Source organism: Nonomuraea composti, assembly GCF_012034275.1.
Classification (GTDB): Bacteria; Actinomycetota; Actinomycetes; order Streptosporangiales; family Streptosporangiaceae; genus Nonomuraea; species Nonomuraea composti.
Map to the genome: position 1 here is coordinate 128,557 of NZ_JAATEP010000007.1, position 24,753 is coordinate 153,309.

General features: G+C 72.5%; 22 protein-coding genes. 11 read left to right on the plus strand and 11 right to left on the minus strand.

Going from position 1 to position 24,753, the window contains the following annotated elements:
• Positions 1-82: 82 nt before the first annotated feature.
• On the plus strand, positions 83-910 hold the full coding sequence (locus HCN51_RS12405) for a hypothetical protein (RefSeq protein ID WP_168009821.1): 828 nt from the start codon (positions 83-85) through the stop codon (positions 908-910).
• 292 nt (positions 911-1,202) lie between these two features.
• On the opposite strand, the gene HCN51_RS12410 is transcribed toward HCN51_RS12405, so the two are convergent.
• Both HCN51_RS12410 and HCN51_RS12415 read right to left on the minus strand, forming a co-directional pair.
• Positions 1,203-1,976, minus strand: coding sequence for an enoyl-CoA hydratase/isomerase family protein (locus HCN51_RS12410; protein ID WP_168009822.1), 774 nt, complete (start codon positions 1,974-1,976; stop codon positions 1,203-1,205).
• A 21-nt stretch (positions 1,977-1,997) separates the two neighbouring features.
• Positions 1,998-2,672 (minus strand): hypothetical protein, encoded by a 675-nt coding sequence (locus HCN51_RS12415; protein WP_168009823.1) that lies wholly within the window; start codon positions 2,670-2,672, stop codon positions 1,998-2,000.
• 101 nt (positions 2,673-2,773) lie between these two features.
• Here HCN51_RS12415 and HCN51_RS12420 point away from each other — a divergent pair, with 101 nt between their 5' ends.
• Positions 2,774-3,058 (plus strand): HesB/IscA family protein, encoded by a 285-nt coding sequence (locus tag HCN51_RS12420; RefSeq protein ID WP_155129157.1) that lies wholly within the window; start codon positions 2,774-2,776, stop codon positions 3,056-3,058.
• A 336-nt stretch (positions 3,059-3,394) separates the two neighbouring features.
• On the opposite strand, the gene HCN51_RS12425 is transcribed toward HCN51_RS12420, so the two are convergent.
• Together HCN51_RS12425 and HCN51_RS12430 are read right to left on the minus strand one after the other, a co-directional pair.
• Complete coding sequence (locus HCN51_RS12425) at positions 3,395-4,084, minus strand: rhodanese-like domain-containing protein (protein WP_168009824.1); 690 nt, start codon at positions 4,082-4,084, stop codon at positions 3,395-3,397.
• A gap of 197 nt (positions 4,085-4,281) precedes the next feature.
• A complete protein-coding gene (locus HCN51_RS12430; protein WP_168009825.1) occupies positions 4,282-4,590 on the minus strand; it encodes a hotdog domain-containing protein in 309 nt (102 codons plus the stop codon).
• Positions 4,591-4,731: 141 nt separating this feature from the next.
• Between HCN51_RS12430 and HCN51_RS12435 the strand changes: the two genes are divergently transcribed.
• Positions 4,732-5,211 (plus strand): hypothetical protein, encoded by a 480-nt coding sequence (locus tag HCN51_RS12435; RefSeq protein ID WP_168009826.1) that lies wholly within the window; start codon positions 4,732-4,734, stop codon positions 5,209-5,211.
• On the opposite strand, the gene HCN51_RS12440 is transcribed toward HCN51_RS12435, so the two are convergent.
• The 4 genes from HCN51_RS12440 to HCN51_RS12455 all read right to left on the minus strand — a co-directional run bounded on the left by HCN51_RS12440 (position 5,201) and on the right by HCN51_RS12455 (position 8,010).
• Positions 5,201-5,422: a hypothetical protein gene (locus HCN51_RS12440; protein WP_168009827.1), complete on the minus strand. Its 222-nt coding sequence runs from the start codon at positions 5,420-5,422 to the stop codon at positions 5,201-5,203. The genes HCN51_RS12435 and HCN51_RS12440 overlap by 11 nt on opposite strands.
• Before the next feature lie 51 nt (positions 5,423-5,473).
• The gene (locus HCN51_RS12445; RefSeq protein ID WP_168009828.1) at positions 5,474-6,151 is read right to left on the minus strand and encodes an HNH endonuclease family protein; all 678 of its coding nucleotides are present in this window, start codon (positions 6,149-6,151) and stop codon (positions 5,474-5,476) included.
• 87 nt (positions 6,152-6,238) lie between these two features.
• Positions 6,239-7,132 carry a 2-hydroxy-3-oxopropionate reductase gene (locus HCN51_RS12450; RefSeq protein ID WP_206066901.1) on the minus strand — a complete coding sequence of 298 codons (894 nt, stop codon included), beginning with the start codon at positions 7,130-7,132 and terminating at the stop codon, positions 6,239-6,241.
• A gap of 89 nt (positions 7,133-7,221) precedes the next feature.
• Entirely contained in the window at positions 7,222-8,010 is a 789-nt protein-coding gene (locus tag HCN51_RS12455; protein WP_168009830.1) for a TIM barrel protein, read from the minus strand.
• A gap of 158 nt (positions 8,011-8,168) precedes the next feature.
• Between HCN51_RS12455 and HCN51_RS12460 the strand changes: the two genes are divergently transcribed.
• Together HCN51_RS12460 and HCN51_RS62225 are read left to right on the plus strand one after the other, a co-directional pair.
• Positions 8,169-8,927 (plus strand): hypothetical protein, encoded by a 759-nt coding sequence (locus HCN51_RS12460; protein ID WP_080045444.1) that lies wholly within the window; start codon positions 8,169-8,171, stop codon positions 8,925-8,927.
• Positions 8,920-10,086 carry a helix-turn-helix domain-containing protein gene (locus HCN51_RS62225; protein WP_080045443.1) on the plus strand — a complete coding sequence of 389 codons (1,167 nt, stop codon included), beginning with the start codon at positions 8,920-8,922 and terminating at the stop codon, positions 10,084-10,086. The genes HCN51_RS12460 and HCN51_RS62225 overlap by 8 nt, the downstream gene beginning before the upstream one ends.
• A gap of 67 nt (positions 10,087-10,153) precedes the next feature.
• Here HCN51_RS62225 and HCN51_RS12470 read toward each other — a convergent pair whose 3' ends face one another.
• Positions 10,154-10,792 (minus strand): TetR/AcrR family transcriptional regulator, encoded by a 639-nt coding sequence (locus HCN51_RS12470; RefSeq protein WP_168009831.1) that lies wholly within the window; start codon positions 10,790-10,792, stop codon positions 10,154-10,156.
• Positions 10,793-10,889: 97 nt separating this feature from the next.
• Here HCN51_RS12470 and HCN51_RS12475 point away from each other — a divergent pair, with 97 nt between their 5' ends.
• From HCN51_RS12475 to HCN51_RS12495, 5 genes are all read left to right on the plus strand, one after another.
• Positions 10,890-11,819 (plus strand): zinc-binding dehydrogenase, encoded by a 930-nt coding sequence (locus HCN51_RS12475; RefSeq protein ID WP_168009832.1) that lies wholly within the window; start codon positions 10,890-10,892, stop codon positions 11,817-11,819.
• 100 nt (positions 11,820-11,919) lie between these two features.
• Positions 11,920-12,897, plus strand: a complete 978-nt coding sequence (locus tag HCN51_RS12480) for a zinc-binding dehydrogenase (protein WP_168009833.1) — start codon at positions 11,920-11,922, stop codon at positions 12,895-12,897.
• A gap of 92 nt (positions 12,898-12,989) precedes the next feature.
• On the plus strand, positions 12,990-14,897 hold the full coding sequence (locus HCN51_RS12485) for an ABC transporter transmembrane domain-containing protein (RefSeq protein ID WP_168009834.1): 1,908 nt from the start codon (positions 12,990-12,992) through the stop codon (positions 14,895-14,897).
• A complete protein-coding gene (locus HCN51_RS12490; RefSeq protein ID WP_346433620.1) occupies positions 14,894-16,639 on the plus strand; it encodes an ABC transporter ATP-binding protein in 1,746 nt (581 codons plus the stop codon). Before HCN51_RS12485 ends, HCN51_RS12490 begins: the two co-directional genes overlap by 4 nt.
• A 125-nt stretch (positions 16,640-16,764) precedes the next feature.
• On the plus strand, positions 16,765-18,678 hold the full coding sequence (locus HCN51_RS12495) for an N-acetylmuramoyl-L-alanine amidase (protein WP_168009835.1): 1,914 nt from the start codon (positions 16,765-16,767) through the stop codon (positions 18,676-18,678).
• Here the strand turns inward: HCN51_RS12495 and HCN51_RS12500 are convergent.
• Both HCN51_RS12500 and glgP read right to left on the minus strand, forming a co-directional pair.
• Complete coding sequence (locus HCN51_RS12500; protein ID WP_080045437.1) at positions 18,641-19,537, minus strand: MurR/RpiR family transcriptional regulator; 897 nt, start codon at positions 19,535-19,537, stop codon at positions 18,641-18,643. The two genes, HCN51_RS12495 and HCN51_RS12500, sit on opposite strands and share 38 nt — an antisense overlap.
• Before the next feature lie 249 nt (positions 19,538-19,786).
• Positions 19,787-22,369: an alpha-glucan family phosphorylase gene (gene glgP / locus HCN51_RS12505; RefSeq protein WP_168009836.1), complete on the minus strand. Its 2,583-nt coding sequence runs from the start codon at positions 22,367-22,369 to the stop codon at positions 19,787-19,789.
• Between the two features lie 243 nt (positions 22,370-22,612).
• Between glgP and HCN51_RS12510 the strand changes: the two genes are divergently transcribed.
• A complete protein-coding gene (locus tag HCN51_RS12510) occupies positions 22,613-24,730 on the plus strand; it encodes an alpha-1,4-glucan--maltose-1-phosphate maltosyltransferase (RefSeq protein WP_168009837.1) in 2,118 nt (705 codons plus the stop codon).
• Positions 24,731-24,753: the final 23 nt, after the last annotated feature.

Genomic DNA, 24,753 nt, shown 5'->3' on the forward strand with positions numbered 1-24,753 from the left:
CGGGTGCTCCAGGCCGATTCGTTAGGCCCGATTCGCCCAATGCGTGGGCACGCCACGTACATGGCTGCTAACGTTCCGCGACATGCCCTCCTCCGTGCATGAGGCGTTGAACGCCTTGTTTCGGAACCGGCCCTCCCTCGCCGTCGACCTGCTCTGCGACGTGTTCGACATCGATCTGCCCTCCGACACCCTCGTCGAGGTGGCCCCGCACGGCCCCGCCACGCCGGCGCCGGCCGCCTGGCGCCAGGCCGCGCACGGCGTCATCGTGGAGCTGCAGCACACCGTCTCCGAGGAGGACCGGCAGGGCTGGGCGCGCCGCAGCGCCGCCCTCTGGCTGCTGCTCAGGCGCCCCGTGCTCGTGCTCGTCCTCGCCCCCGACGCCGGCATCTGCGACTGGGCGGCCCAGCCCGTCGTCACCAGCCTGCCCGGGTACGTCCTGCACCCGCTCGTCATCGGCCCCGACCAGGTGCCGCCCATCTCCGACCCCGCGCAGGCCGCCGAATGCCTGGAACTCGCCGTCCTGTCCGTCCTGTCCCACGGGGACGACGAGGCCGTCGTCGGCACGTTCCTGGACGCGCTGGCCAAAGCGGAGGAAAGCCACGGGGCCCGCTACTACGAGTACGCCTACCGCCTGGCGTCCACCGACGTCCGGCGCGTCCTGGAGGAGACCATGGCGTCCACCACGTGGCCGGTCTACAGCCCGTTCGCCCGCGAGCACTACACCAGGGGCCGCTTCGCCGGCCTCTCGGAAGGCAAGGCCCGGGCCGTCCTGGCGGTGCTGCGGGCGCGCGGCGTCACCATCACGGACGACGCGCTGACGGCCATCACGTCATGCGCCGACCAGGAACAGCTCGACGAGTGGGCCCACCGCGCCGCCACCGCCCTCACCATCGACGAACTCTTCGTCTAACCATCCCGTCCCTGTCGCGTTGGGATGCGTGAGCGGCCGCCCACTCTCGCGCGCTTTGACGCATGACCGGCACCGTCCCTGCCACCGCGCGCTGGGGCACGGGAAGTCACCGCCTCGCCCTCGCGGCCCCTGGAACGGCGGCGCCAAGGCATCGTCCCTTGGGCAGCGGAAGGCGGCGGAGGGCGGCGGGCCGTCGTACTCCTCAGTGCGGCGGGCCGCCGTACTTTTCCTCCCTCAAAAGGACAGCACCGGAGTACGGCGGATGAGGGGCGCGGCGGCGGCGCGCCCAGGGCTACCGGCCGGTGAACTTGGGCTTGGACTTCTCCGCGAACGCCCGCAACCCGATCTTGGCATCCTCCGTGGCGAACAACCCGGAGAACTGCAGCCGCTCGATCTCCAGCCCCGTGTCCAGGTCCGTCTCCAGCCCTCGGTCCACGGCCTGCTTGGCGGCCCGCAACGCCACCCCGGGCCCGCCCACGAAGGTGGCCGCCCATTCGAGGGCGGCGGTGTAGACCTGCTCGTCGGGCACCACCCGATCCACCAGCCCGATGGCCAGCGCCTCGGCGGCGGCCACGTGCCGTCCGGTGTAGATGAGGTCCTTGGCCCGGGCCGGCCCGACGAGGCGGGGCAGCCGCTGGGTGCCGCCGGCGCCGGGGATGATGCCGAGCTGGATCTCCGGCTGCCCCAGCTTGGCCGACTCTCCCGCGACCCTGAAGTCGGCGCAGAGCGCGAGCTCGCAGCCGCCGCCGAGGGCGTAGCCGGTGATCGCGGCGATGACGGGCTTGCCGATCTTCGCGACGGCGGTGAAGCAGGCTTGGAGGGTGCCGGAGTGAGCGGCCATGTCGGCGTACGACATGTCGGCCATCTCCTTGATGTCCACGCCGGCGGCGAACACCCGCGGCCCGCCGTACAGGATGACCGCCTGCACCTGCGGGTCGGCGTCCACGAGGCCGGCCGCCTCGGCCAGCTCCCGCTGGGCCTGGCCGTTGAGGGCGTTCATCTTCGGACGGTCGAGACGGATCGTGGCGATCTGGTCGGCCACCTCGACGCTCACAAACTCACCCATGTGATCGAACCTAACAGGTGCTCACCGGCCCGCCGCCGCGGATCTGACCGCGTCCACCGACTTCTTGCTGCGCGAGACCCGCACGAGGGCGGCCGACAGGCGGGCCAGCTCCGCGCCGGAGTGCGCCAGCTCCGCGAGCGGGCCGGCCTGGCGGGGCAGCCCGAGCTTGGCGGCGCCGTCCAGCACCCGACGGTCGAGGTGCGGCGCGACCTGCGGCCAGACGGCCTGCACCTCGCGCAGGAAGATGTCGGCCCCCGTCGGCCCGATGCCGGGGAACTCCATCAGCAGGTCCGCGATCCGCCGCTCGTCACCCCCCGCCTCGTCGCGCAGGCGGCGCAGGTCGCCCTTCCAGCGGTCCATCGCCAGGGCGGCGCCGTCGCCGAGCATCGTGGCGGTGCGCTCGTCGTAGCGGCGGTAGTGGCCGCGGCCCAGCGCGTCCACCCGGTCCTGCCAGCTCGCCTCACGCATGCCCTTCGGCGTGCCGTACCCCGCCGCGAACAGCTCCTTCGCCGCCGCCACCGCCACCTCCGCCGAGATGCGCGCGCTGAGCAGGGTGGCCAGGACCAGCAGCTGGTAGAGCGGCTTCGGCTGGTCGGCCAGCTTGATGCCGGCCTCCGCCGCATACGTACGCCCGTAGCGGTCGAGCAGCACACCCAGCACGGCCGCGTCCTCTTCGCCTGCACCGTTCTTGGCCATGCCGCTGCGCCTACCCGCAGCTCGGTCCGGCATGCCGGGGTGGTGTTTGGGCTCGTGGACGAGGGGGAGGCGGAGGTCTCGAGCTAGTGAAGGAGCAGGTCGTGCTGACATTGACCGACAACGCCGTGGAGGCCATCCGTGACCTCATGGTCGGGGAGGACGTACCCGCCGACGCGGGCCTGCGCATCTCCCCCAAGCCCGACGAGGCGGGCACGCTGGAGGTCGCGCTCGCGAGCACGCCGCAGGCCGGTGACCAGGTGGTGGAGAAGGAGGATGTACGCGTGTTCGTCGCCGAGGAGGCGGTGCCGATCCTCGACGACAAGTCCCTGGACGCCCAGCCGGGCACCCCGGGACACCCGACGTTCCGCCTCGACCGCGTGACGTGAACCCTGGCGCCCCGCCCTACCTGGACGCCCCGCCGGGCACACGCCGGGACGCCGGACGCTCGGCCTCGGCCGCCGAACCCGGACCCGAACCCGAACCCGGACAGCCTGCCCTACCTGGGCACACCGGACGCCGGACGCCGGACACCGGACACCGGACGCTCGGCCTCGACCGCCGCGCTGGGAGCCCCGGCATGCGATCACAGGCGCCGGCCTGGGCGATCGGCTCCGAGGCCGAACGCCGTCCTTGAGCACGGTCCTTGAGGACGGTGCCTTGAGCACGGTCATCGGCCGCTGCCGGCCCTGGGCCGTGCACCTCCGAGGGTGGGCCGGGGCGGGTCAGCCCTGGTCTGAGTCGTTCTCGGGTGGGCGGGTGTCGCCGAGGCCGAACAGGCCCACCAGTGTGCCGTCCACCTGGGTGACCACCACGTGGTCGACCTTCGCCCGGTCCATGCGCTCGACCAGCGGGCCGACCTCCTCGCTCGGGCGTACGGTGGTGGCGCCGACCCGCATGACGCGCTCGGCCGTGCCGTCGAGGTCGGCGCCCTTGAGCTCGCGGGAGCCGATCACGCCCTGGACGACGTCGTCCCCGTCCACCACGACGGCCATCCCGGCCGGGTCGGCGATGATGCGCTCGGTCAGCGTGTCCAGAGCATCGTCGAGGGAGGCGGTCACCGGGTCTCTGCGCAGGTTTCTCGACACCAGGGCGGCATGGCCGTCGTACGGCAGGTCGGCGGACAGCCAGTCCATCTTGCCCACCCCGTAGTCGTACACCTCGCCGAAGCCCAGCCGTTCCAGCCGGTGCGCCGCCCGCGGGCTCAGGTCGCAGAGCCAGTCGTGGCAGTACACGATGACCGGCCGCCCCCGCTCCAGCGGCGGCGGCGCGCCGTCGAGGCGGCCCAGCGGCAGGTTGACGGCCCCGGGGAGGTGGGCCCACTCGTACTCGCGCTCCGGCAGCACCTCGACGAGCTGCGCCTGCCGGGTGGCCAGCAGGTCGTGCACGGCCTCGCGATCGATGATGTGCGTCATGACCTGCCCGTACCCAGACGCAGGTCAGGAGCTCCCCTGCCCAGGCTCAGGTCATGGCCTCCCCGTACCTGCGCGGCGGACCGGATCCATGCCCGCAGCGGCGATCGTCGGATCGGGCCGGGACGGGCTCAGGCGTCGGGTCAGGCCGAGATAGGGCACAGGCGGCGCATCCCACCGTCTCCGGCACGCCGCCCCGCTCAGGCTCGATCGAGCGTCTGAAGGTGGGCGGTCGCGGTGGCCACGGCGACGGACTCGCCGTCGGGGCCGAGCAGCTCACCGGACATGAAGCACACCTGACGCCCCCGCCGCACCACCCTGCCCCGCCCCACTAACCGGCCGGGACGCGCCGGGCGGAGAAACTGGACGTGCAGGTCGAGCGTCGGCGCGAACTGCCCGGGCGGCAGCGTCGCGACCAGCGCCGGCCCGAGCGTGGCGGCGGCGGGAGGCGGCGGCCGCCGGCCCGCCAGCACGTGCCAGAACGGGCCCTCGCGCGTCGGTGCTTCCATGCGGGCCGTTGAACCCGACGGCACCGACAGTTCCCGCCCAGCCGCCCTGACCTGCGGTAAGCCCCCTTCGCACAGCCCGGGTTAGGCTGCTGTGAGCAAGCCGATGTCCGAGCATCCGAGCAGAGGAAGGCGGCTGACCACATGAGCGCGCCGGGCCATCTGACCGCGCAGACCGGAGCAGACCAGGAGGCCGCACTGTCCGACCAGGTGAATCGCATGATCGCGCTGGCGGAGGAGGCCCAGTCGGAAGAGACCTGGGCCTTCGACGCGCTCAGCCGGTTCGTGACGGGCTGCGCCGGGCAGGGGCTGGATCCGCTCGCGGCGGTCGAGGGCGCGGGGGTGTCCCGCTCGGCTCGCGAACGCCTGCTGGGGGTGCTCGAAGAGATCGTCCGGGCTGGGCACGGTGAAGGTGCGCTGCGTCCGGACGTCGGTGCGGGCGACGTGGTGGGCATCGTCGGGCTGGTCGTGCGCGGCCTGCCCACGGTGCCCGCGGGGGTGGGCGAGGAACTGCGGGAGCGGGCCGCCCGCCTGGTCCTCGCCGGCATGCGCACCCACCCCACCCCTGCCCCGCCGGGGGTGGCGCTGACGGGCGAGGAACTGGTGCGGCGCATCACCGGTTAGGGACAGGCCCCCTTTCGAGGCCGTGGCGGATCGCTTGGACGATTTTCTCGCGGAGGTCGGGGCCGGAGGTCGTGGGTGGAGGTAGGGGGCTGCCCTCTAGCTCGTACCACTCGTCGGCGTTCAGGTACTGGACCCGTACCGAGACCTGGTCGCCGGCCACGACGGTGCGGACCGTCAGTTCACCGGTGATGATGCCGACGTCCTCGGTCATCACTCCGCCGGGGCCGGCGAGAACGGTGGTCTCGTAAATTTCGGGGGTCACTTAGGCGCCGGTGGATCCGTAGCAGGTGGCGATCATTTCTTCGAGGGCGTCGCGTTCGGGGGCGGTGACGGTGAGGTCGTAGCGGGACTTGATGTCGATCCAGGCGCGGCTGTACGTGCACCAGTACGACCGCAGCGGCGGCTTCCACTGGTCGGGTGACTGGTCGCCCTTGGAGCGGTTGGAGGCGGCGGAGACGGCGATGAGCTGGGGGCCTTCGAGGTCGTTGGCGAACCGGCGGCGCTGGGCGTCGGTCCATGCGTCGGCGCCCGAGCGCCACGCCTGGGCGAGGGGCACCATGTGGTCGATGTCGAGGTCGGAGGCGCTGGTGAAGTCCTTGCCGTCGTACACGCTGTGCCAGGTGCCGCTGATGGCGCGGCAGTTCTCGTCCTGTTTGACGTCCTCGCCGTCGCGGGCGAGGACGGTCTCGCGGGTGTCGCAGGCGTGGCCCTGCTGGACCCAGTGGGGGAAGCGGGCGCGGCTGTAGCCGGTCATCGGGCGGGGCTCGGCGGTGGCGAGCTGGTGGAGCTGGGCGTGGGCGGCGGGGGCGGAGAGGGTGGGCGGGAGTTCGGCGGGAGAGGCGGCGTTCGCGCCTGCCGCGGGGGCGAGGCCGAGAGGCAGGGTGAGGGCCAGGAGGGACGCCGTCGCGGCGCTCGCCGTGCGGGCGGGCCATGATCGCATGGAGAACATGGCCCACGACTACAGCTTCGGTTACGGTGAGTAATCGGAGACCCGCATCGATTGTCACTTAGAGTGACGATGGTGGGGTCAGCTTGACGGGGAGGTGCCTGAGAGGCGTTCGACGACCCGCAGGAGGGCCGAGTGGTCGAGGGCGCCGTCGCCGGCCGCGTTCGCCGACGCCACGAGCTGGGCCACCAGGGCGCCGAGCGGCAGCACGACCCCGGCCTCGCGGGCGGCCGAGGTGACGATGCCCAGGTCCTTGTGGTGGAGTGCGAGGCGGAAGCCGGGCTCGAAGGAGTGCCCGGTCAGGTTGGCGCGCTTCTGCGTGAGGACGGCCGAGCCCGCCAGGCCGCCGCCGAGCACGTCGAGCGCCGCCTCCAGATCCACCCCGTACGCCCGCAGGAACACCACCGCCTCCGCCAGCGCCTCGATGTTGGCCGCCACGATGAGCTGGTTGGCCGCCTTGACCGTCTGGCCGGAGCCGCTGGGCCCGACGTGCACGACGGTCCTGCCGACCGCGTCGAAGACCGGCCTGGCGGCCTCGAACGCGTCGGCCTCGCCGCCGACCATGATCGAGAGGGTCGCGTTCCTCGCGCCCGCCTCGCCGCCCGAGACTGGGGCGTCGAGGTAGCGCAGGCCCCGTCGGCCCGCCTCGGCGGCCAGCTCGCGGGTGACGTCCGGGCGGATCGTGGAGAAGTCGATGATCAGCGTGCCGGGTGCGGCGTGCTCGAAGACGCCGTCCGGCCCGGTCAGTACGTCCTGGACGTCCGGTGAGTCCGGCACCATGAGCGCCACGACCTCCGCGCCCGTCACGGCGTCGGCGATCGACTCCGCCGCCCGCCCGCCTGCCGCTACCAGCGGCCGGGCCTTCTCGGGGGTGCGGTTGTAGCCGGTCACGGCGTGCCCGGCCTCGACCAGGTGGACGGCCATGGGGCTGCCCATGATGCCGAGGCCGATGAAGGCGATGGCGGTCACGTCCAAAGTTCCTTCCGTGCGTGTGGTGTCGTGTCGGGGTAAGGTCGCCGCCCCCGGGCGTGGGTGGTCACGGCCCTGCGGGTATCCGGTGAATGTCACGAGGACAGTCGTTGATCCCTGGGTAGCCAGGCGAACGCGTCCGGGTCCTTCGCGAGGTATTCGAGGCCGACGTACCCGTCGTAGCCGGCGGCCTCCAGGTCGTCGAGCCACTGCCGCAGCGGCAGCCCGCCGGTTCCGGGCGCGCCCCTGCCGGGCGCGTCGGCGATCTGTACGTGGGCGACGCGCGACCCGTACCGCTCGATGGCGGCCGGCACGTCGTCGCCGTTGACGGCCAGGTGGTAGAGGTCGGCGAGCAGCCCTGCCCCGGGGACGCGGTCGAGCACGGCCACGGCGTCGCCGGCCGTCAGCAGCGGGTAGCGCGGCGCGCCGCTGACCGGCTCCAGCAGCACCGTGCCGGCCACGCCCGCCACGCCCGCCACGCAGGCGGACAGCATCTCGACGGCCAGCTCGTCCTGTTCCTCGGGGGAGGTCCCGTCGACGCGGTTGCCGTACAGGGCGTTGAAGGCGCGGCAGCCCAGCCGCTCGCCGATGGCCGCCACGACGGGGATGTTGTCCAGCAGCTCGCGGGAGCGGCCCGGCCACGACACCACGCCGCGGTCGCCGCCGGGCATGTCGCCGGCGAAGAAGTTGAGCCCGGTGAGCCGCACCCCGGCGTCCTCTACCGAACGGACGAACGCGTCCACGTCGCGGTCGTCCGGCACCGCCACCGGCCACGGCCACCAGAACTCCACGGCCGTGAACCCGTCGGCCGCCGCCGCGGCGGGGCGTTCGAGCAGCGGCAGGCCGGTGTAGAGGATGGAGCAGTTCACCGTCCACTTGGTCACGCGGGCCTCTTCCTGGGGTTGGGGTCGGCGACTCCGAGTATGGCGCCGGACTCGTGGAAGGCGTCCATGGGGGCGGCGCGTAACAGGTGTGTCGTGCGGGCAACATGAAGCCTCAGCGGGTCTATGATGTTGGAAAGTAAAGCGGCTGGAGGTCGGGCATGCGCATGTCCCAGTGGGCCCAGGAGACGTTCGGGCAGCGGGTTCCCCTGATCAGACAGGGTGTGGCCGAGGCGCTGGCGGTCGCGCTGGAGAATGCGCTCGATGCCCAGAAGGTGGCGCAGACCGACCATTTGCACCCGTTCGGGTTCACGCTCATGTCGCGCAAGTTCGAGGCGCTGGCCGAAGCGTTCGAAGACCTCGGCGACGTGCGCATCATCAAGCCCGGCGGCTCGCAGCACGAGCTGGTGGTGCTCGACGGCAAGCTGCTGTTCCCGTTCCGCTACGCCAAAGACCGCTCGGTCAACGTCATGAGCGCGCGCATCGGCGACGGGCGGCCGTCCGCGCTGGTGCAGGCGCTGTTCGACCGGTTCGGGCCCGAGCCGCGCATGCGTCAGCTCGCGCTGCACGAGGTGGCACCGCACGCCGTCCCGGTCGCCGAGGCGCTGGGCGAGCTGCCCGACGACACCCGGCTGGTGCTCATCGCCTACGCCTGCAACGCCCACTCCGGGCTGCTCGACGCCTGGTGGGGCGAGGCCGAGCTGCTCGACCGCACCGGCAGCCTGCGCTGGCACCACTGCGAGGAGATCCCGCTGGTCCAGGAGAGCGCGGTGCCGGCCGGGCGGGAGGGCGAGGCGGCCGCGTTCGACCAGGGCGTGCCGCCCGCGCCGCAGCTCAACCCGCGCACGGGCGCCGCCAGGCTCGGGGCGCCGGTCGCCGAGCCGCTGCCGTTCGGGCCAGAAGCCGCCAGCGGTGCGTGACTCCGGCACCGGGCGGCGGCCTTCGCGTGACCCGGGCGGGCCGAGCCCGCAGGCCGTCGCCGACGCGTTCGACGCCACCCGCCTCACCCAGGCCCGCCACCTGGCCGCGCTCACCAAGAAGGAGGTCGCCGAGCACCTCGGCGTCTCCCCCGCCGCCGTCGGCCAGTACGAATCCGGCGTCACCCGGCCGCGCCCCGACCTGATCCCGCGGCTGGCCGAGGTGCTGTCGGTGCCGATGGCGTTCTTCCTGCCGGGGCGCCCGCACGGCAAGCTCGACGGCTCCATGGCGCACTTCCGCAGCCTGCGCTCCACCCGCGCCTATCAGCGGGCCAAGGCCGTGGCCTTCGTCGAGCAGGTGTGGGAGCTGACGTACGCGCTGGAGAAACGCGTCCAGCTCCCCGCCGTCGACCTGCCCGGCTTCGCGGGCGGCGAGATGCACTCCGACCTGCCGCGCGACCCGGCCGGCGCGGCCCGCGCGCTGCGCGCCCACTGGGGGCTGGGCACCGGGCCCATCGGCCACCTCGTACGCCGCATGGAGGCGCACGGCATCGTCGTGGCCTTCCCCCGCCACGACCCCGACGCGGTCACCGTCGACGCCTTCTCCACCTCCAGCCTGCCCCGGCCGATCGTGGTGCTGACGCCCAACCGGTTCGACGACATCTACCGGCACCGCTTCACCGCCGCCCACGAGCTGGGGCACCTGGTGCTGCACGGCGACACGGCGGCGGGCGACACGCAGCAGGAGCGCGAGGCCGACGCGTTCGCCGCCGAGTTCCTCACGCCGCGCGACAGCATCCTGCCGCAGCTCCCGCTGCGCGCCGACCTGCGCCGGCTCGCCGAGCTGCGCCGCACGTGGGGGGTGTCGGTCGACTCGCTGCTCTACCGGTGCAGGGAGACGGGGCTGCTGTCCGACTCCGCCGCCGGCCGCGCCTACCAGCGGCTGGCCGCGCTGCGCGACCAGCCGGGTTTCACCAACGAGCCCGTCTCCGGGTATCCGGGCGAGCAGCCGGTGCTGCTGGCGCGGGCGTTCGAGCTGGCCGGGCGGGAGAGCGGGCTGAGCGCCGCCACGCTGGCGCAGGAGCTGGCCTGGCCCATTGCGCGCGTACGAGAGCTGATCGGCCTGCCCGACCGGCGCCCGTCCCTGAAGCTCGTCCCCTGACCCGGGCCCGTCCCTGAAGCTTGTCCCCTGATCCAGGCCCGCCCCTGACCCGCACCCCGGCGGCGGTTCAGCGGTCTGCCGGACGTGGGTCGGCGGTGAGGGTGAGGCTGCCGGGCAGGGCGGCGACCGCGGCGTGGAAGCGGGCCGCGAGGTCCGGCACGGACGGCGGGTCGCCCGCCTCGGCCGCCCACCCGCCGGCCGCGACCCGCCACGCCGCCACCAGCATGTCCCCCGCGAGCCGCGTGCGGGGGTCGTCGGGCAGGTCGAGGCGCCGGTGCAGCACCTCCATCACCGTGCCTAGAGTGCTCTCGCAGAAGTGCAGGTTGTAGGCGTCCATCGAGGACGTCTCCTGCGACAGGCGGTAGCTGAGCGCGGCCCGCCCGGCCCACGCCGGGTCCGCCACCCGCTCCAGCGCGGCCAGCAGCGTCGCCTCCATCAGCTCCATGAGCGGGCGCCCGTCGGCGGGGATCGTCTCCAGCTCCTCCAGGAAGGCGCGCCACATGTCGTGCAGTGGCGCCATGGCGACGTCCTCCTTGCCGGCGAAGTAGCGGAAGAACGTGCGCTTGGAGACCTCCACCTCCTCGCACAGCTCGTCGAGCGTCACCCCGCCGAAGCCGCGGCTGCTGAACAGGTGCAGGGCGGTGTCGATCAGTGCCTGCCTGGTGCGCTGCTTCTTGCGCTCGCGCAGCGGCGATGCGGTGGTCATGGCAGGAAGTGTACGTGAGAGGCGAACGCCACTTGCACGCGAATGCCACTCGGTGGCATAAAGGAGCCGTTGTCCCGTTCAAGGAAGGCGCGAACCCATGCGTGCTCTGCTCATCGACCACTCCGACCCCTCCGGCCTGCGCCTCGGCGAGACCGCCGACCCCGCGCCCGAGCCGCACCAGGCCCTCGTCCGCGTCCACGCCACCTCGCTCAACTTCGGCGAGGTCAGGCACGGCATCGAGAGCGCCGCCGACGGCGCCGTGCTCGGCTGGGACGCCGCCGGCGTGGTCGAGCGGCCCGCCGCCGACGGCTCGGGTCCCGCCACGGGCACCCCCGTGATCACGGTCGGCCTCGACGGCGCGTGGGCGGAGCTGCGCGCCGTGGACACCTCGACGCTGGGCGTCGTCCCCGCCGGCGCGAACCTCGGCGCGATCAGCACCGTCCCGGTGGCGGGCGCCAGCGCGTTGCGCGCGCTGCGCCGCATCGGGCCGCTGCTGGGCAGGCGCGTGCTGGTGACGGGCGCCACGGGAGGCGTCGGACGGTACGCCGTGCAGCTCGCCCGCCAGGCCGGCGCCCACGTCATCGCCTCGACCGGCAACCCCGCCGAGCACGGCGACACCCTGCGGGCCCTCGGCGCCCACGAGGTGGTCGCCCACCCCGGGCAGGCCGGCGGCCTGGTGGACGGGGTGGTGGACAACGTGGGCGGGCCGCAGCTTGTCTCGGCGTTCGACAAGCTGGCGCCGCACGGCACGCTCGTCGCCGTCGGGCACGGGACGGGCGAGGCGGAGACGTTCCCGTTCGGCGCGCTCTTCGGCAACGAGGGGCGGCACGACCGCTCCCTCGTCACGTTCTACCTGCTCGACGGCGGGGACCTGGTGCCCGACCTGACGTGGCTGGCCGCCCGCGTCGCCGCCGGCGACCTCGACCCGGGGATCTCGTGGCGCGGCCCGTGGCAGCGGGCGGACGAGGCCGTCGCCGCCCTGGTCGAGGGCCGGTTGCACGGCAAGGCGGTGCTCGACATCGGCTGACGACTTGACCTCAAGAATGCTTGAGGTTGCACCCTCGTAGGGAGCACGACCTACGGGAGGACACCCCTCGTAGGATCCACCGACCTACGGGAGCAACACCATGCACGCCGTCGTCCTGCACGCCTTCGGCCCCGCCGAGAACCTCAGCTACGAGACCGTCCCCGACCCCGAGCCCGGCCCCGGCCAGGTGCGCATCGCCGTCAAGGCGGCCGGGGTCCACCTGGTGGAGACCATGCTGCGGGCCGGCCTGGCAAGCGACTCGCTGCCGCCCCAGCCGGAGCTGCCGGCCATCTTCGGCGGCGAGGTGTCCGGCCGGGTGGACGCCGTCGGCCCCGGCGTGGACCCGGAGTGGATCGGGCGCGACGTCGTGACGGCCGGCGGACAGCCGGGCGGCTACGCCGAGCTGGCCGTGGCCGACGTCGGCAGGGTGCACCGGCTGCCCGACGGTCTCGGCCACGAGGCCGCCGTGGCGATGATCGTCACCGGCGTCACCACCCTGCAGTTCCTCGACGTGGCCCAGCCCACCCCCTCGGACGTGCTCCTCGTCACCTCCGCCGCGGGCGGCATCGGACGGCTGATCATCCAGTACGCCCGCCGCCTCGGCGCCACCGTGATCGGCGCGGCCGGCGGCCCCGGCAAGGTGGCGGCCGTCCGCGAGCTGGGCGCCGACTTCGCCGTGGACTACGACACGCCCTCCTGGACGGAGGAGGTCGCCTCCTGGCTCGGCGGCAGGAAGGTCACCGCCCTGCTCGACGGCGTGGGCGGCGACAAGGCGCGGGCGGCGTTCGGCCTGCTGGCCGACGGCGGCCGGTACGTCACCATCGGCAACGCCTCCCAGGGCGACTTCACGCCCGACCCCGAGACGGTGCGGGAGCGCGGCCTCACCGTCACCAACGCCCTGCTCCAGCTCATCGCCCAGCCGGAGACGCGGCCGGAGTACGAGGTCAGGGCGCTGGCGGCGGCGGCCGAGGGCACGCTGGTGCCGGACGTGCAGACGTTCCCGCTGTCGCGGGCCGCCGCGGCCCACGCCGCGCTGGAGTCCCGGCAGACCACGGGCAAGGTCGTCCTCGTCCCGTAAGCGCCGTAACCGCCGTAACCGCCGTAACCGCCGTAAGCGCCGTAAGCGCCCTCCCCGAAGAAGCGGACTCTCCGCTCAATAAGGTGCGATACATGGCGGATCCGACGATGAGCCCGGGCACCCCCGAGTGCCGCAGCGCCGGACGGTACCTGTGGTGGCTCGTCACCCGGCAGCGCCGCCGGGTCCTGGCCGGCGCCTGCCTCGGGACCGCCTGGATGGTCTGCCTGACGCTGCCCCCGTACTTCCTGTCGCGCGCCATCGACGACGGCCTCGCCACGCGACGCTGGCCCGTGCTCGCCGGCTGGGCCGCCGCCGTCTTCGGCACCGGCGTGCTGAACGCGTGGCTGGCCATCATGCGCCACCGGACCATGACCCGGGTGCGCATGGACGCCGCGTTCCGCTCCGTCCAGGTGGTGGCCCTCCACGCGGCCCGCCTCGGCGCCGCGCTGCCGCGCAAGGTGAGCGCCGGGGAGGTGGTCACGATCGGGTTCGGTGACGCCGCCATGATGAGCGGCACGCTCACCGCCACCGGGCCGGGCGTCGGCGCCGTGCTCGCCTACATCGTGATCGCCGTGCTGCTGCTGGCCGTCTCCCCGCTGCTGGCCGCCGTGGTGCTGCTGGGCGTGCCGCTGCTCGTCGTCCTGCTCGGCCCGCTGCTCGGCCGGCTGCGCGGCGCCGAGACCGCCTACCGCTTACGGCAGGGCGAGCTCGCCGCCCGCTTCGCCGACATCGCGGGCGGCCTGCGGATCCTGAACGGCATCGGCGGCAAGGACGTCTACGCCGCCCGCTACCGGCGGGAATCCCAGGAGCTGCGGGAGCAGGGGTACCGGGTCGGGGCCGTGACGAGCTGGATCCACGCCCTCGGGGTGGGGCTGCCCACGCTGTTCCTGGGCGCGGTGACGTGGCTGGCGGCCCGGATGGCCGTGCAGGGGGACATCACGGTCGGGGAGCTCGTCGCCGTGTACGGGTACGCCGCCGTGCTGGTGGTGCCCGTCTCGTTCTTCGTCGAGGGCGGCTACGACATCGGCCGCGGCCTGGTCGCCGCCCGCCGGGTCGTGCGCTTCCTGACCCTCACCCCCGACACGCCCGGCGGCGACCAGGCCCCACCCCCGCAGCCCGCCCCCTTGCGCGATCCGGCGTCCGGCGTCGAACTCGCGCCCGGGAAGCTGACCGCGCTGGTCAGCGCCCGGCCGTCGGAGGCCGTGGCGGTGCTGGACCGCCTGGGCGGCTTCACCACCTCGGACGCCACCTGGGGCGGGATGCGGCTGCGCGACATCGACCCGGTACGGCTGCGCGAGCGCATCCTGATGGCCGACAACGAGGCCGACCTGTTCGCGGGCACCGTGCGCTCGGTCGTCGCGGGCCGCCTGGACGCCCCACCCGAGTCGCACGCGACCGACGCCGGCCACGCGGACTCGTTGGACGAGGCCGTCGCGCGGGCGATCCACGCGGCCATGGCCGACGACATCGTGCAGGCGCTCCCGAACGGGCTGGACTCGCTCATCGCCGCGCAGGGCCGCAACCTGTCGGGCGGGCAGCGGCAGCGCCTCCGGCTGGCGCGGGCGCTGCTGGCCGACCCGGAGGTCCTGCTGGCCGCCGAGCCCACCTCGGCCCTGGACGCCCACACGGAGGCGACGGTGGCCGCCCGGCTGCGTGCCGCCCGCGCCGGCCGCACCACGGCGGTCACCACCACCTCGCCGCTCGTCCTGGACCACGCGGACACGGTGCACTACCTGGTGGACGGCGTGGTGGCGGCCTCGGGCAGCCACCACGCCCTGCTGCGCGACGAGCCGGGCTACCGGCGGCTCGTCGCGCGAGACGCCGGCGACGACGCCGATGACGTGGATGACGCGGATGACGCGGATGACGCGGATGACGCGGATGACGCGGATGACGCGGATGACGCGGATGACGACGTGAACGACGACACGGGCGACGACACGGGCGACGACGGCGAGGCGCCGCGCGGCGGGGTCGTGGCGGAAGGGGGTGTCCGGTGAGCGCCACCGGGCACCTGCCCGTCGCCGAGCCCGCGGCGACCCGGCGGGCCGCTTGGCGCCTGATCCGGATGGACGGCCGGGCCTTCGCGGGCATGCTCGCCCTCAACGGCCTGGCCGCGATCGCGGGCCTGGCCGCGCCGTGGCTGCTGGGCCGCATCATCGACGAGGTGAAGGCGGGCGCGTCCCTGGCGACGGTGGATCGGCTGGCGCTGGCCATCCTCGTCTGTGCCGTGGCCCAGACGCTCCTGTCCAGGTACGCGAGCTATGTCGGCCACCGCTTCGGGGAGCGGACGCTGGCCCGAATCAGGGAGCGGTTCACCGAGCGGGTGCTGGCGCTGCCGTCGTCGGCGGTGGAGCGGGCCGGCACCGGTGACCTGACAACCCGGGGCACCACCGACGTGGCCTCCGTGGGGGCGACGCTGCGGGACGCCGGGCCGGACGTGGCCATCGCCGCCGTGCGGGCGCTGTTCGTCCTGGTGGCCGTCTTCGTGCTGGATCCCCTGCTGGGGGCGTGCGGGCTGCTGAGCCTGATCGGGATCTGGTTCGCCTCCCGGTGGTACCTGCGGCGGGCGATGGCGGCGTACCTGGAGGAGGGCGCCGCGAACTCGGCGCTGGCGGAGGAGCTGGCCTCGACCACGGGCGGCGCCCGCACGATGGAGGCGCTGCGCCTCGAACGGCGGCGGCTCGAAGCCTGCCGGCGGGCGATCGAGGAGTGCCGCCGCACCCGGCTCAAGACCCTGAACCTGCGCAGCGTGCTGTTCCCGGCGGTGGACGTCTCGCACGTGCTGCCGGTGACCGCCGTGCTGCTGCTCGGCGGCGCGCTGCTGATGCGCGAGCCGAGCCCGGTGACGCTGGGCACGGTGGTGGCCGCCGCCCTCTACCTGAGCCGGCTCTCCGAGCCGCTCAACACCATCCTGGAGCAGCTCGAACTCCTGCAGAGCAGCTCCGCGTCGTTCGCCCGCGTGGAGGGGCTGGCGATGGCCGAGCAGCCCGCCGGGGTCTCCCCCGTGCCGGTCGACGACCGGATCGAGGTCTCCGGGGTGCGCTTCGCCTACGACGGCGGGCCCGACGTCCTGCGCGGGGTGGACCTGCGGGTACGGCCGGGCGAGCGGCTGGCGATCGTCGGGCCCTCCGGGGCGGGCAAGACCACGCTGGGCAGGCTGCTGGCCGGGATGGACGTCCCGAGGGAGGGCTCGGTCACGGTGGGCGGGGTGCCCGTGGCGGGTCTCGACCCGGCCCAGCTCCGCGAGCGGGTCGTGCTCGTCACGCAGGAGCACCACGTGTTCCTCGGCACCGTGCGCGAGAACCTGCGGATCGCCGCCCCCTCGGCCTCCGACGCCGAGCTGCGCGCGGCCCTGACGGCGGTGGGCGCGGACTGGGTGGACGACCTGCCCGACGGGCTGGACACCGACCTAGGACACGGCGCCCACCGGCCGGACGGCGCCCGGGCCCAGCAACTGGCGCTGGCCCGCGTGGTGCTGGCCGACCCGCACACGCTGATCCTCGACGAGGCCACGGCGCTGCTGGACCCGCGCACGGCCCGGCACACGGAACGGGCCCTGGCCGCCCTGCTGCAGGGGCGCACGGTGATCGCCATCGCGCACCGGCTGCAGACGGCGCACGACGCGGACCGGGTGGCGGTGATGCAGGACGGGCGGCTCACGGAGCTGGGAACGCATGACGAGCTGGTCGCGGCAGGGGGAGCGTACGCGGCCCTCTGGCACTCCTGGCACGGCCGCTGAAACGCCGCTCAGCGGATCCTGAAGCGTTAACGGCTGAAAAATATCTTCGCAAAGATCTCGCCTGCGAAGGAAAATGTTGAGACGCTGAACTGCACAACGCGCCCCCCAGCCCCGAGGAGTGGTCCATGCGCAGACTACTGGCGATCTCCCTGGTCGCCGTACTCCCCTTAAGCAATATCAGCGCCGCTCACGCCCAGGAGCCCGCCGACCGGCAGCAGGCGTTCGCGGCGGCGGCGCAGGAGTTCCAGGTGCCGCAGAGCGTGCTGCTCGGCGTCTCCTACCTGGAGTCCCGCTGGGACGCCCACGCCGGGCAGCCCTCCAGCGACGCCGGGTTCGGGCCGATGCACCTGACCGACGCGGCCGCGTTCACCGCAGGAAACCACCACGACGAGGGTGAGGAGGACGCTCGCGGCGACGAGAGCCGGCCCCTGCCCGCGCCCACGGAGCAGCCCGCCCCCGCCGACGTCCCCGCCTCGCTGCGCACGCTGGAGCGGGCCGCCGAGCTGACCGGGGAGAGCCGCGAGAAGCTGCGCGCGGACGACGCCGCGAACATCCGCGGCGGCGCCGCGCTGCTGGCCGACTACCAGAAGGCGCTCGGCGCGCCGCTCAGCGACGACCCCGGCGAGTGGTACGGCGCCGTCGCCCGGTACTCGGGCGCCGAGGAGGCCGGCGCGGCCAAGTTCTTCGCCGACGAGGTCTTCTCGGTGATCGAGGAGGGCGTCACCCGCACGACCGACGACGGCGAGCAGGTCGCGCTCAAGGCCGTGCCCGGCCTGGAGAAGATCGAGAAGTGGCTGGAGAAGCTGGGCCTGCGCCGCACCCGCCCCGACGGGGTGGAGTGCCCGGCCTCGATCTCCTGCGAGTGGATCCCGGCCGCCTACCAGCAGCTTCCTGACGACGACTACGGCCACTACGACCTGGCGAACCGCCCGTTCAGCCAGAAAGTCGACTACATCATCATCCACGACATGGAGGGATACTTCCTGCCCTCCATCCGCCTCAACCAGGACCCGAACTACGGCGCGAGCTGGCACTACTCCATCCGCTCCAGCGACGGCCACATCGCCCAGCACATCAAGACCAAGGACGTCGGCTGGCAGGCCGGCAACTGGTACATCAACGCCAAGTCCATCGGCCTCGAACACGAGGGCTTCCTCGCCGAGGGCGGCACCTGGTACACCGAGGCGATGTACCGGTCGAGCGCCCGCCTGGTCCGCTACCTGGCGCTCAGGCACGGCGTGCCGCTGGACCGCGCCCACATCCTCGGCCACGACAACGTCCCCGGCACCCTGCCGACGACCGTGCGCGGCATGCACGAGGACCCCGGGCCGTTCTGGGACTGGGCGCACTACTTCCAGCTCATGGGCGCCCCGCTGCACCAGTTCGGCGGGCCGGGCGCCGGCTCCGTCATGATCAAGCCGGACTTCGCCACGAACAAGCCGTACTTCTACGGCTGCGACCGCAAGAACCCGGAGGCCGCCTGCCCGCCGCTGCCGGCGAGCACGGTCTGGCTGCGCACCGAGCCCCGCGCCGACGCGCCGCTCGTCAAGGACATCGGCAAGCACCCCACCGGCGACTCCCTCTACAGCGTGTACGACCACAGCGCCCGCGCCACCACCGGCCAGCGCTTCGCCGTGGCCGACCGCCAGGGCGACTGGACGGCCATCTGGTACCTGGGGCAGAAGGCGTGGTTCCACAACCCGGCCGGCGCGCCGACCGCGGTGCCGTCGATGGGCCTCGTCGTGACGCCGAAGCCGGGCAAGGCGACCGTCCCGGTGTACGGCAGGGCGTACCCGGAGCAGGAGGCCTACCCCGAGGGCATCCCGTACCAGGCGGTGACGCCGCTGCAGTACACGTTCTCCGCCGGAGAGAAGTACACGCTCGCGGGCCCCGCCGCCACCGAGTACTACCGGGCGGTCACCTTCAACCTGGAGGACCACAAGGTGGTCCGGGGCAGGACGAAGTACCTGGAGATCCAGTTCGGGCACCGCGTGATGTTCGTCAAGGCTGACGACGTGCAGGTGACGTTCTCCGGGTGAACTCGTTGACGGCGCGCCTGGTGCTCGCCAGCGCCTGCTGAGAAGAGTCGAACGTGCGCTGGGCGACGCCGACGAACACGCAGTCGACCACGAGGAGCTGGCTGATCCGGCTGGCCAGGGCGCCGGGACGGAACTCCGTCTCGCGCCCGGCCGAGATCAGCACGTGCTCGGCCAGCTCCGCGATGGACGACCGCGGATTGTTCGTGATCGCCACCGTCGTGGCCCCGGCCTCCTTGGCCCGGGTCAGCGGCTCGATCACGTCGGGGGTCTCGCCCGAGGTGCTGATGCCGATCGCGACGTCGCCCTCGCGCAGCAGCACCGCGCTGGTCAGCGCCAGGTGCGCGTCCTGGAAAGCGTGACTGGACAGGCCGATGCGCAGCAGCTTCTGCGCGACGTCCTCGGCGACCAGGCCGGAGGCGCCGACCCCGAACGCGTCGATGCGCCGGGCGCCGACGATCGCGTCCACGACCAGGCCCAGCCGCTCGGAGGTGAGCTGGGCGACGGTGTCGTTGATCGCCTCCGACTCGGCCCGCGCCACCTTCTGGATCACCTCCGACAGGGGGTCGTCGGGGGCCAGGTCACCCGGCACCAGCCGGTCGGGCTGCGCGGCCGCCGCCGCCAGAGCCAGCCTGAGCTGGGGATATCCGGCGAAGCCGAGCAGCCTCGCCGTGCGTACGATCGTGGCCTCGCTCGTGCCCGAGGCGGCGGAAAGCTCCGTGATGGTGCTCCTGGCCACCGTCGCGGGGTCCTCCAATATGAGGCGGGCGACGGTCTGGGCGGCAGGCGTCAGGGACGGCAGCACACCGCGGACCGTGGCCACCAGAGTGTCGGCCCGCAGGCCGTTCCCACTGTCGTCCACGCCCCGATTATGCCGCCTGCGCACGATCCGCGCCGTCTCCGCTTCCCCCCGCCCCCTGATCGCTCCTCCGAAGTGACCTGACCGTCCTCGACGGTCAGGTCACCCCTTACAAGCTTTGGGGAACCCCCACGGGCGGCCGCCGTCATGCGTGTCGGAGACCCGCTGCGCTCGCCGTAGCTCACGCACCGGTTCCCGCCGCACGACTGTGACCGCCCGTACCGGCTAGGGGGTTCGTTCGTCATGCCCGCGCTAGCGCAGCGTTCCGTTCGTCATGCCCGCCGGCTCCTCCGGGACGGCGATCAGGCCCAGCTCGGCCGGGGTGGCGAGCAGGGGGTGGGCGGGCACTACGCGGACCGTGTAGCCGAAGGCGCCCGTGCGGTCGAGGGGGACCGTGCCCGTGTAGTGGGCACGGCCGTCGTCGTCCACCGAGCGCACTGTCAGCTTCGCGTAAGACGGGTGCACCAGCTCGTCGTGCGGCCCGACCTTCCCGTACGCGGCCTCCACCAGCACGTCGTCGGCCTCCAGGTCGCCCAGCGCGATGGTGGCGTGCAGCTCGGCGGTGGCGCCGACCTCCGGCGTGTCGCCCACGCCGGCCGCCTCCACGTGCTCGACCCGCACGCCGGGCCAGGCCCTGGTGACCCGGACCCGCCAGGCGGCGAACGTCTTGGCGGGGGCGTAGGCGTCGGCGCTGAGGGCGCGGGCGGAGGCGGCGGCCGGGTTGTAGAGGTCGACGACGTAGTCGCGCAGCATGCGCCCGGCCAGGACCTTCGGCCCGAGCGAGGTGAGCGTGTGCTTGACCATCTCCAGCCAGCGCCGAGGCAGCCCGTCGAGGGCCCGGTCGTAGAACCGGTCGGACACCTCGTGCTCGATGAGGTCGTACAGGGCGGCGGCCTCCAGCTCGTCGCGGCGGTCGGGGTCGTTGACGCCGTCGGCGGTGGGGATGGCCCAGCCGTTGGTGCCGTCGTACCACTCGTCCCACCAGCCGTCGCGGATCGACAGGTTGAGCCCGCCGTTCAGGGCGGACTTCATGCCGGACGTGCCGGACGCCTCCAGGGGGCGCAGCGGGTTGTTCAGCCACACGTCGCAGCCCTGGACCATGAGCTGGCCGAGCGCCATGTCGTAGTCGGGCAGGAACACGATCCGGTGCCGCACGTCGGCGCGGTCGGCGAACTTGACGATCTGCTGGATGAGCTTCTTGCCGCCCTCGTCGGCGGGGTGCGCCTTGCCCGCGATGACGATCTGGACCGGCTTGTCGGGGTCGAGCAGCAGCTCGGTGAGCCGTTCGGGGTCGCGCAGCATGAGCGTCAGCCGCTTGTACGACGGCACCCGCCGGGCGAACCCGATGGTCAGCACGCCGGGGTCGAGGGCGTCGTCGATCCAGCCCAGCTCGGCGTCGGAGGCGCCGCGCTCGCGCCACGACCGGCGCAGGCGCTCCCTGGCCCCCTCGACGAGCCGGCGGCGCAGCACGCCGCGGATCTCCCAGATGTCGGCGTCGGGGATCTTCTGGATGGCGTCCCAGCCGCGGGCCCGCTCCAGGAGGGAGGGCACCTCGCGCCCGGCCAGCTCCATGAGCTCCCTGCCCACCCAGGTGGGAGCGTGCACGCCGTTGGTGATGGAGCCGATCGGCACCTCGTCGAGGTCGAATCCCGGCCAAAGATTTTTGAACATCTCCCGGCTGACCTCGCCGTGGAGCTGGGACACCCCGTTGACCCGCTGGGCCAGGCGCATGCCCATGACGGCCATGTTGAACCGGCCGGGGTCGGCCTCGGCGCCCAGTGCGAGGATGCGCTCGACCGGGACCGTCGGCCAGGCGTTGGCGCCGCCGAAGTGCCGCTCGATCATGTCGACGGGGAAGCGGTCGATGCCGGCGGGCACGGGGGTGTGGGTGGTGAAGATGGTGCCGGCGCGGACGGCCTCAAGGGCCTCGTCGAACGTCAGGCGGGCCTCGGTGAGCTCGCGGATGCGTTCGAGGCCGAGGAAGCCGGCGTGGCCCTCGTTGGTGTGGAAGACCTCGGGCTCGGCATGGCCGGTGATCTTGCAGTAGGCCCTGATGGCGCGCACGCCGCCGACGCCGAGCAGCAGCTCCTGCATGAGCCGGTGGTCGGTGCCGCCGCCGTAGAGGCGGTCGGTGACGTCGCGGGCGGCGGCGTCGTTGTCGGCCACGTCGGAGTCGAGCAGCAGCAGCGGGACCCGCCCGACCTGCGCGACCCACACCTGCGCGTGCAGGACGCGCTCGTCGGGCAGGGCGATGCGGATCTTGACGGGGGCGCCCTCGGCGTCCTTCAGCAGGGTCAGCGGCAGCCCGCCCGCGTCGAGGGACGGGTAGTGCTCCAGCTGCCAGCCCTCTGGCGACAACGACTGAGTGAAGTAACCGTGGCGGTAGAGCAGGCCGACCGCCAGGATGGGCACGCCGAGGTCGCTGGCCGCCTTCAAGTGGTCTCCGGCCAGGATGCCGAGGCCGCCCGAGTATTGGGGCAGCGCGGCGGCGATGCCGTACTCCGGCGAGAAGTAGGCGATGGCCCGCGCGCTGTCGGGCAGCGTCTGGTACCAGCGTGGCGAGGTCATGTATTCGCGCAGGTCGTCGGCGGCGTCGGCGAGGCGGCGCAGGAAGCGCCGGTCGGCCGCGAGCTCGCTCAGCCGGGCCGGTGTGACGGCGCCGAGCAACGCCACGGGATCGTGCCCGACCTGCTCCCACAGGGCGGCGTCGACCTCCGCGAAGAGGTCCATCGTCTCCGGGTGCCAGGACCAGCGGAGATTGTGGACGAGCTCGCCGAGGGCGGCCAGCTCCGCGGGCAGGACGGTGCGGACGGTAAAACGGCGGATAGCTCTCACGTTTCTGCACCCTACGGGCTAGGAGGGACCTCTGAGTCCTTCACCCTCATGAAGGCCGTTCAAACCCCTTCCGGGAACAAGCATGAAGAGGGACTATTGGGGCAACTTTCCAGGTTGTTGGGCTCTCCCGTAGACACTCTCGGGAGGTCTATCCGCTGCTGTCCACAATTTACATGCAAGGATCGTTCCTGCCAGGGAAGCCTCCGGCGGCACCGGGAGTGCCGCCGCAAACTCTCGAATGCGATGATCGGACGAATTCCCATCACGGACATCTCCCCCGTCGTCGACTGCGGGCAGTGGCCCGCCAAGGCGGTCGCCGGCGAGACCTTCCAGGTCTCGGCGACCGTCTTCAGAGAGGGCCACGATGCGGTGGCCGCCGGCGTGGTGCTCACCACGCCCGACGGCCAGCGAGGCCGCCTGAAACCGATGCGTGAGCTCGCCCCCGGCACCGACCGGTGGGGCGTCGACGTGAGCCTGCCCGCCGAGGGTGACTGGCTGTTCCGCGTGGAGGCGTGGAGCGACCCGATCAGCACCTGGCTGCATGACGCCGAGATCAAGATCCCGCGCGGCATGGACGTCGATCTGATGTGCGAGGAGGGCGCGCGGCTGTTCGAGCGCGCCGCCAAGGCCGTGCGCGCCGCCGACTGCCCCAACGGCACCCCGGCGACCGCGAGCGGCACTCCGGCCGCCGGGAACGGCGGAAAGGCGGCCGGGAACGGCACGCGCAAGCAGGGCGGCAACGGCGACAGCGCCTGCGGTCACCGCGCGGCGCTGCTGTCGGTCGCGGCCAGGCTGCGGGACGAGGAGCTGGACCCGCGGGCCAGGCTCTCGATCGCGCAGCTTCCCGAGACGGCCGCGCTGCTGGAGGCGCACCCGTTCCGGGAGCTGGTGACCAGGTCGAAGTCCCACAAGATCAGGGTGGATCGCCGCAGGGCGCTCTACGGCTCCTGGTACGAGTTCTTCCCCCGCTCAGAGGGCGCGGTGGTGAACGAGCACGGCATCTCCAAATCCGGAAATTTCCAGACAGCGGCGAAGCGGCTGCCCGCGATCGCCAAGATGGGCTTCGACGTCGTCTACCTGCCACCCATCCACCCGATCGGCACCACGTTCCGCAAGGGCCGCAACAACACGCTCAGCCCCGAGCCCGACGAGCCCGGCTCGCCCTGGGCGATCGGGTCCGAGGACGGCGGCCACGACGCGGTCCACCCCGATCTGGGCACGATCGAGGACTTCGACGAGTTCGTGGGCCGGGCCAAGGAGCTGGGCCTGGAGATCGCCCTCGACTTCGCCCTGCAGTGCTCCCCCGACCACCCGTGGGTCAAGGAGCACCCGGAGTGGTTCACCATCCGGGCCGACGGGTCGATCGCGTACGCCGAGAACCCGCCGAAGAAGTACCAGGACATCTACCCGATCAACTTCGACAAGGACCCGGAGGGCGTCTACAACGAGGTCAAGCGGGTGCTGCGGCACTGGATGGACCACGGCGTGCGCATCTTCCGGGTGGACAACCCGCACACCAAGCCGGTGGCCTTCTGGGAGCGGCTGCTGGCCGACATCCACCGCACCGACCCCGACGTGCTCTTCCTTTCGGAGGCGTTCACGAGGCCGGCGATGATGCGCGCCCTGGCCAAGACCGGCTTCCACCAGTCGTACACGTACTACACGTGGAAGAACTCCAAGTTCGACGTGGAGACGTATCTCACGGAGCTCGCCCACGAGACTTCCTGCTATCTGCGGCCGAACCTGTTCGTCAACACGCCGGACATCCTGCACGAGTACCTGCAGCACGGCGGCGTCCCCGCGTTCAAGATCAGGGCCGTCCTGGCGGCGCTCGCCTCGCCCACCTGGGGCGTCTACTCCGGGTACGAACTCTTCGAGAACGTCCCGGTACGCCCCGGCAGCGAGGAATACCTGGATAGCGAAAAATATCAATACAAACCGCGCGATTGGGCTGCGGCAGAGCGTGAAGGGCGGAGCCTGGCCCCCCTCATCACGCAGCTGAATTTGTTCCGAAGAGCGCATCCGGCGCTTCAGGAATTGCGTAATCTACGGTTCCACAGGGTCGACCAGGCGGACATCGTCTGCTTCTCCAAACGACTCCCGGGCGCCTATGACACGGCCACACGAAGGCACGGGCTGGGCGATGTCGTTCTGGCGGTCGTCAACCTGGATCCGCACCACACCCACGAGGCGACGGTAGACCTCGACCTGCCCGCCCTCGGCCTCGACTGGAACGCCGAGTTCGTCGTCGACGACGAACTGTCGGGCGAGTCGTACCGGTGGGGGCAGCGTAACTACGTGCGCCTCGACCCACACATCCAGCCAGCCCATATTCTCACCGTACGAGCCGCGCCACGGTAGAAACTGAATTCAGCGGGGAGTCT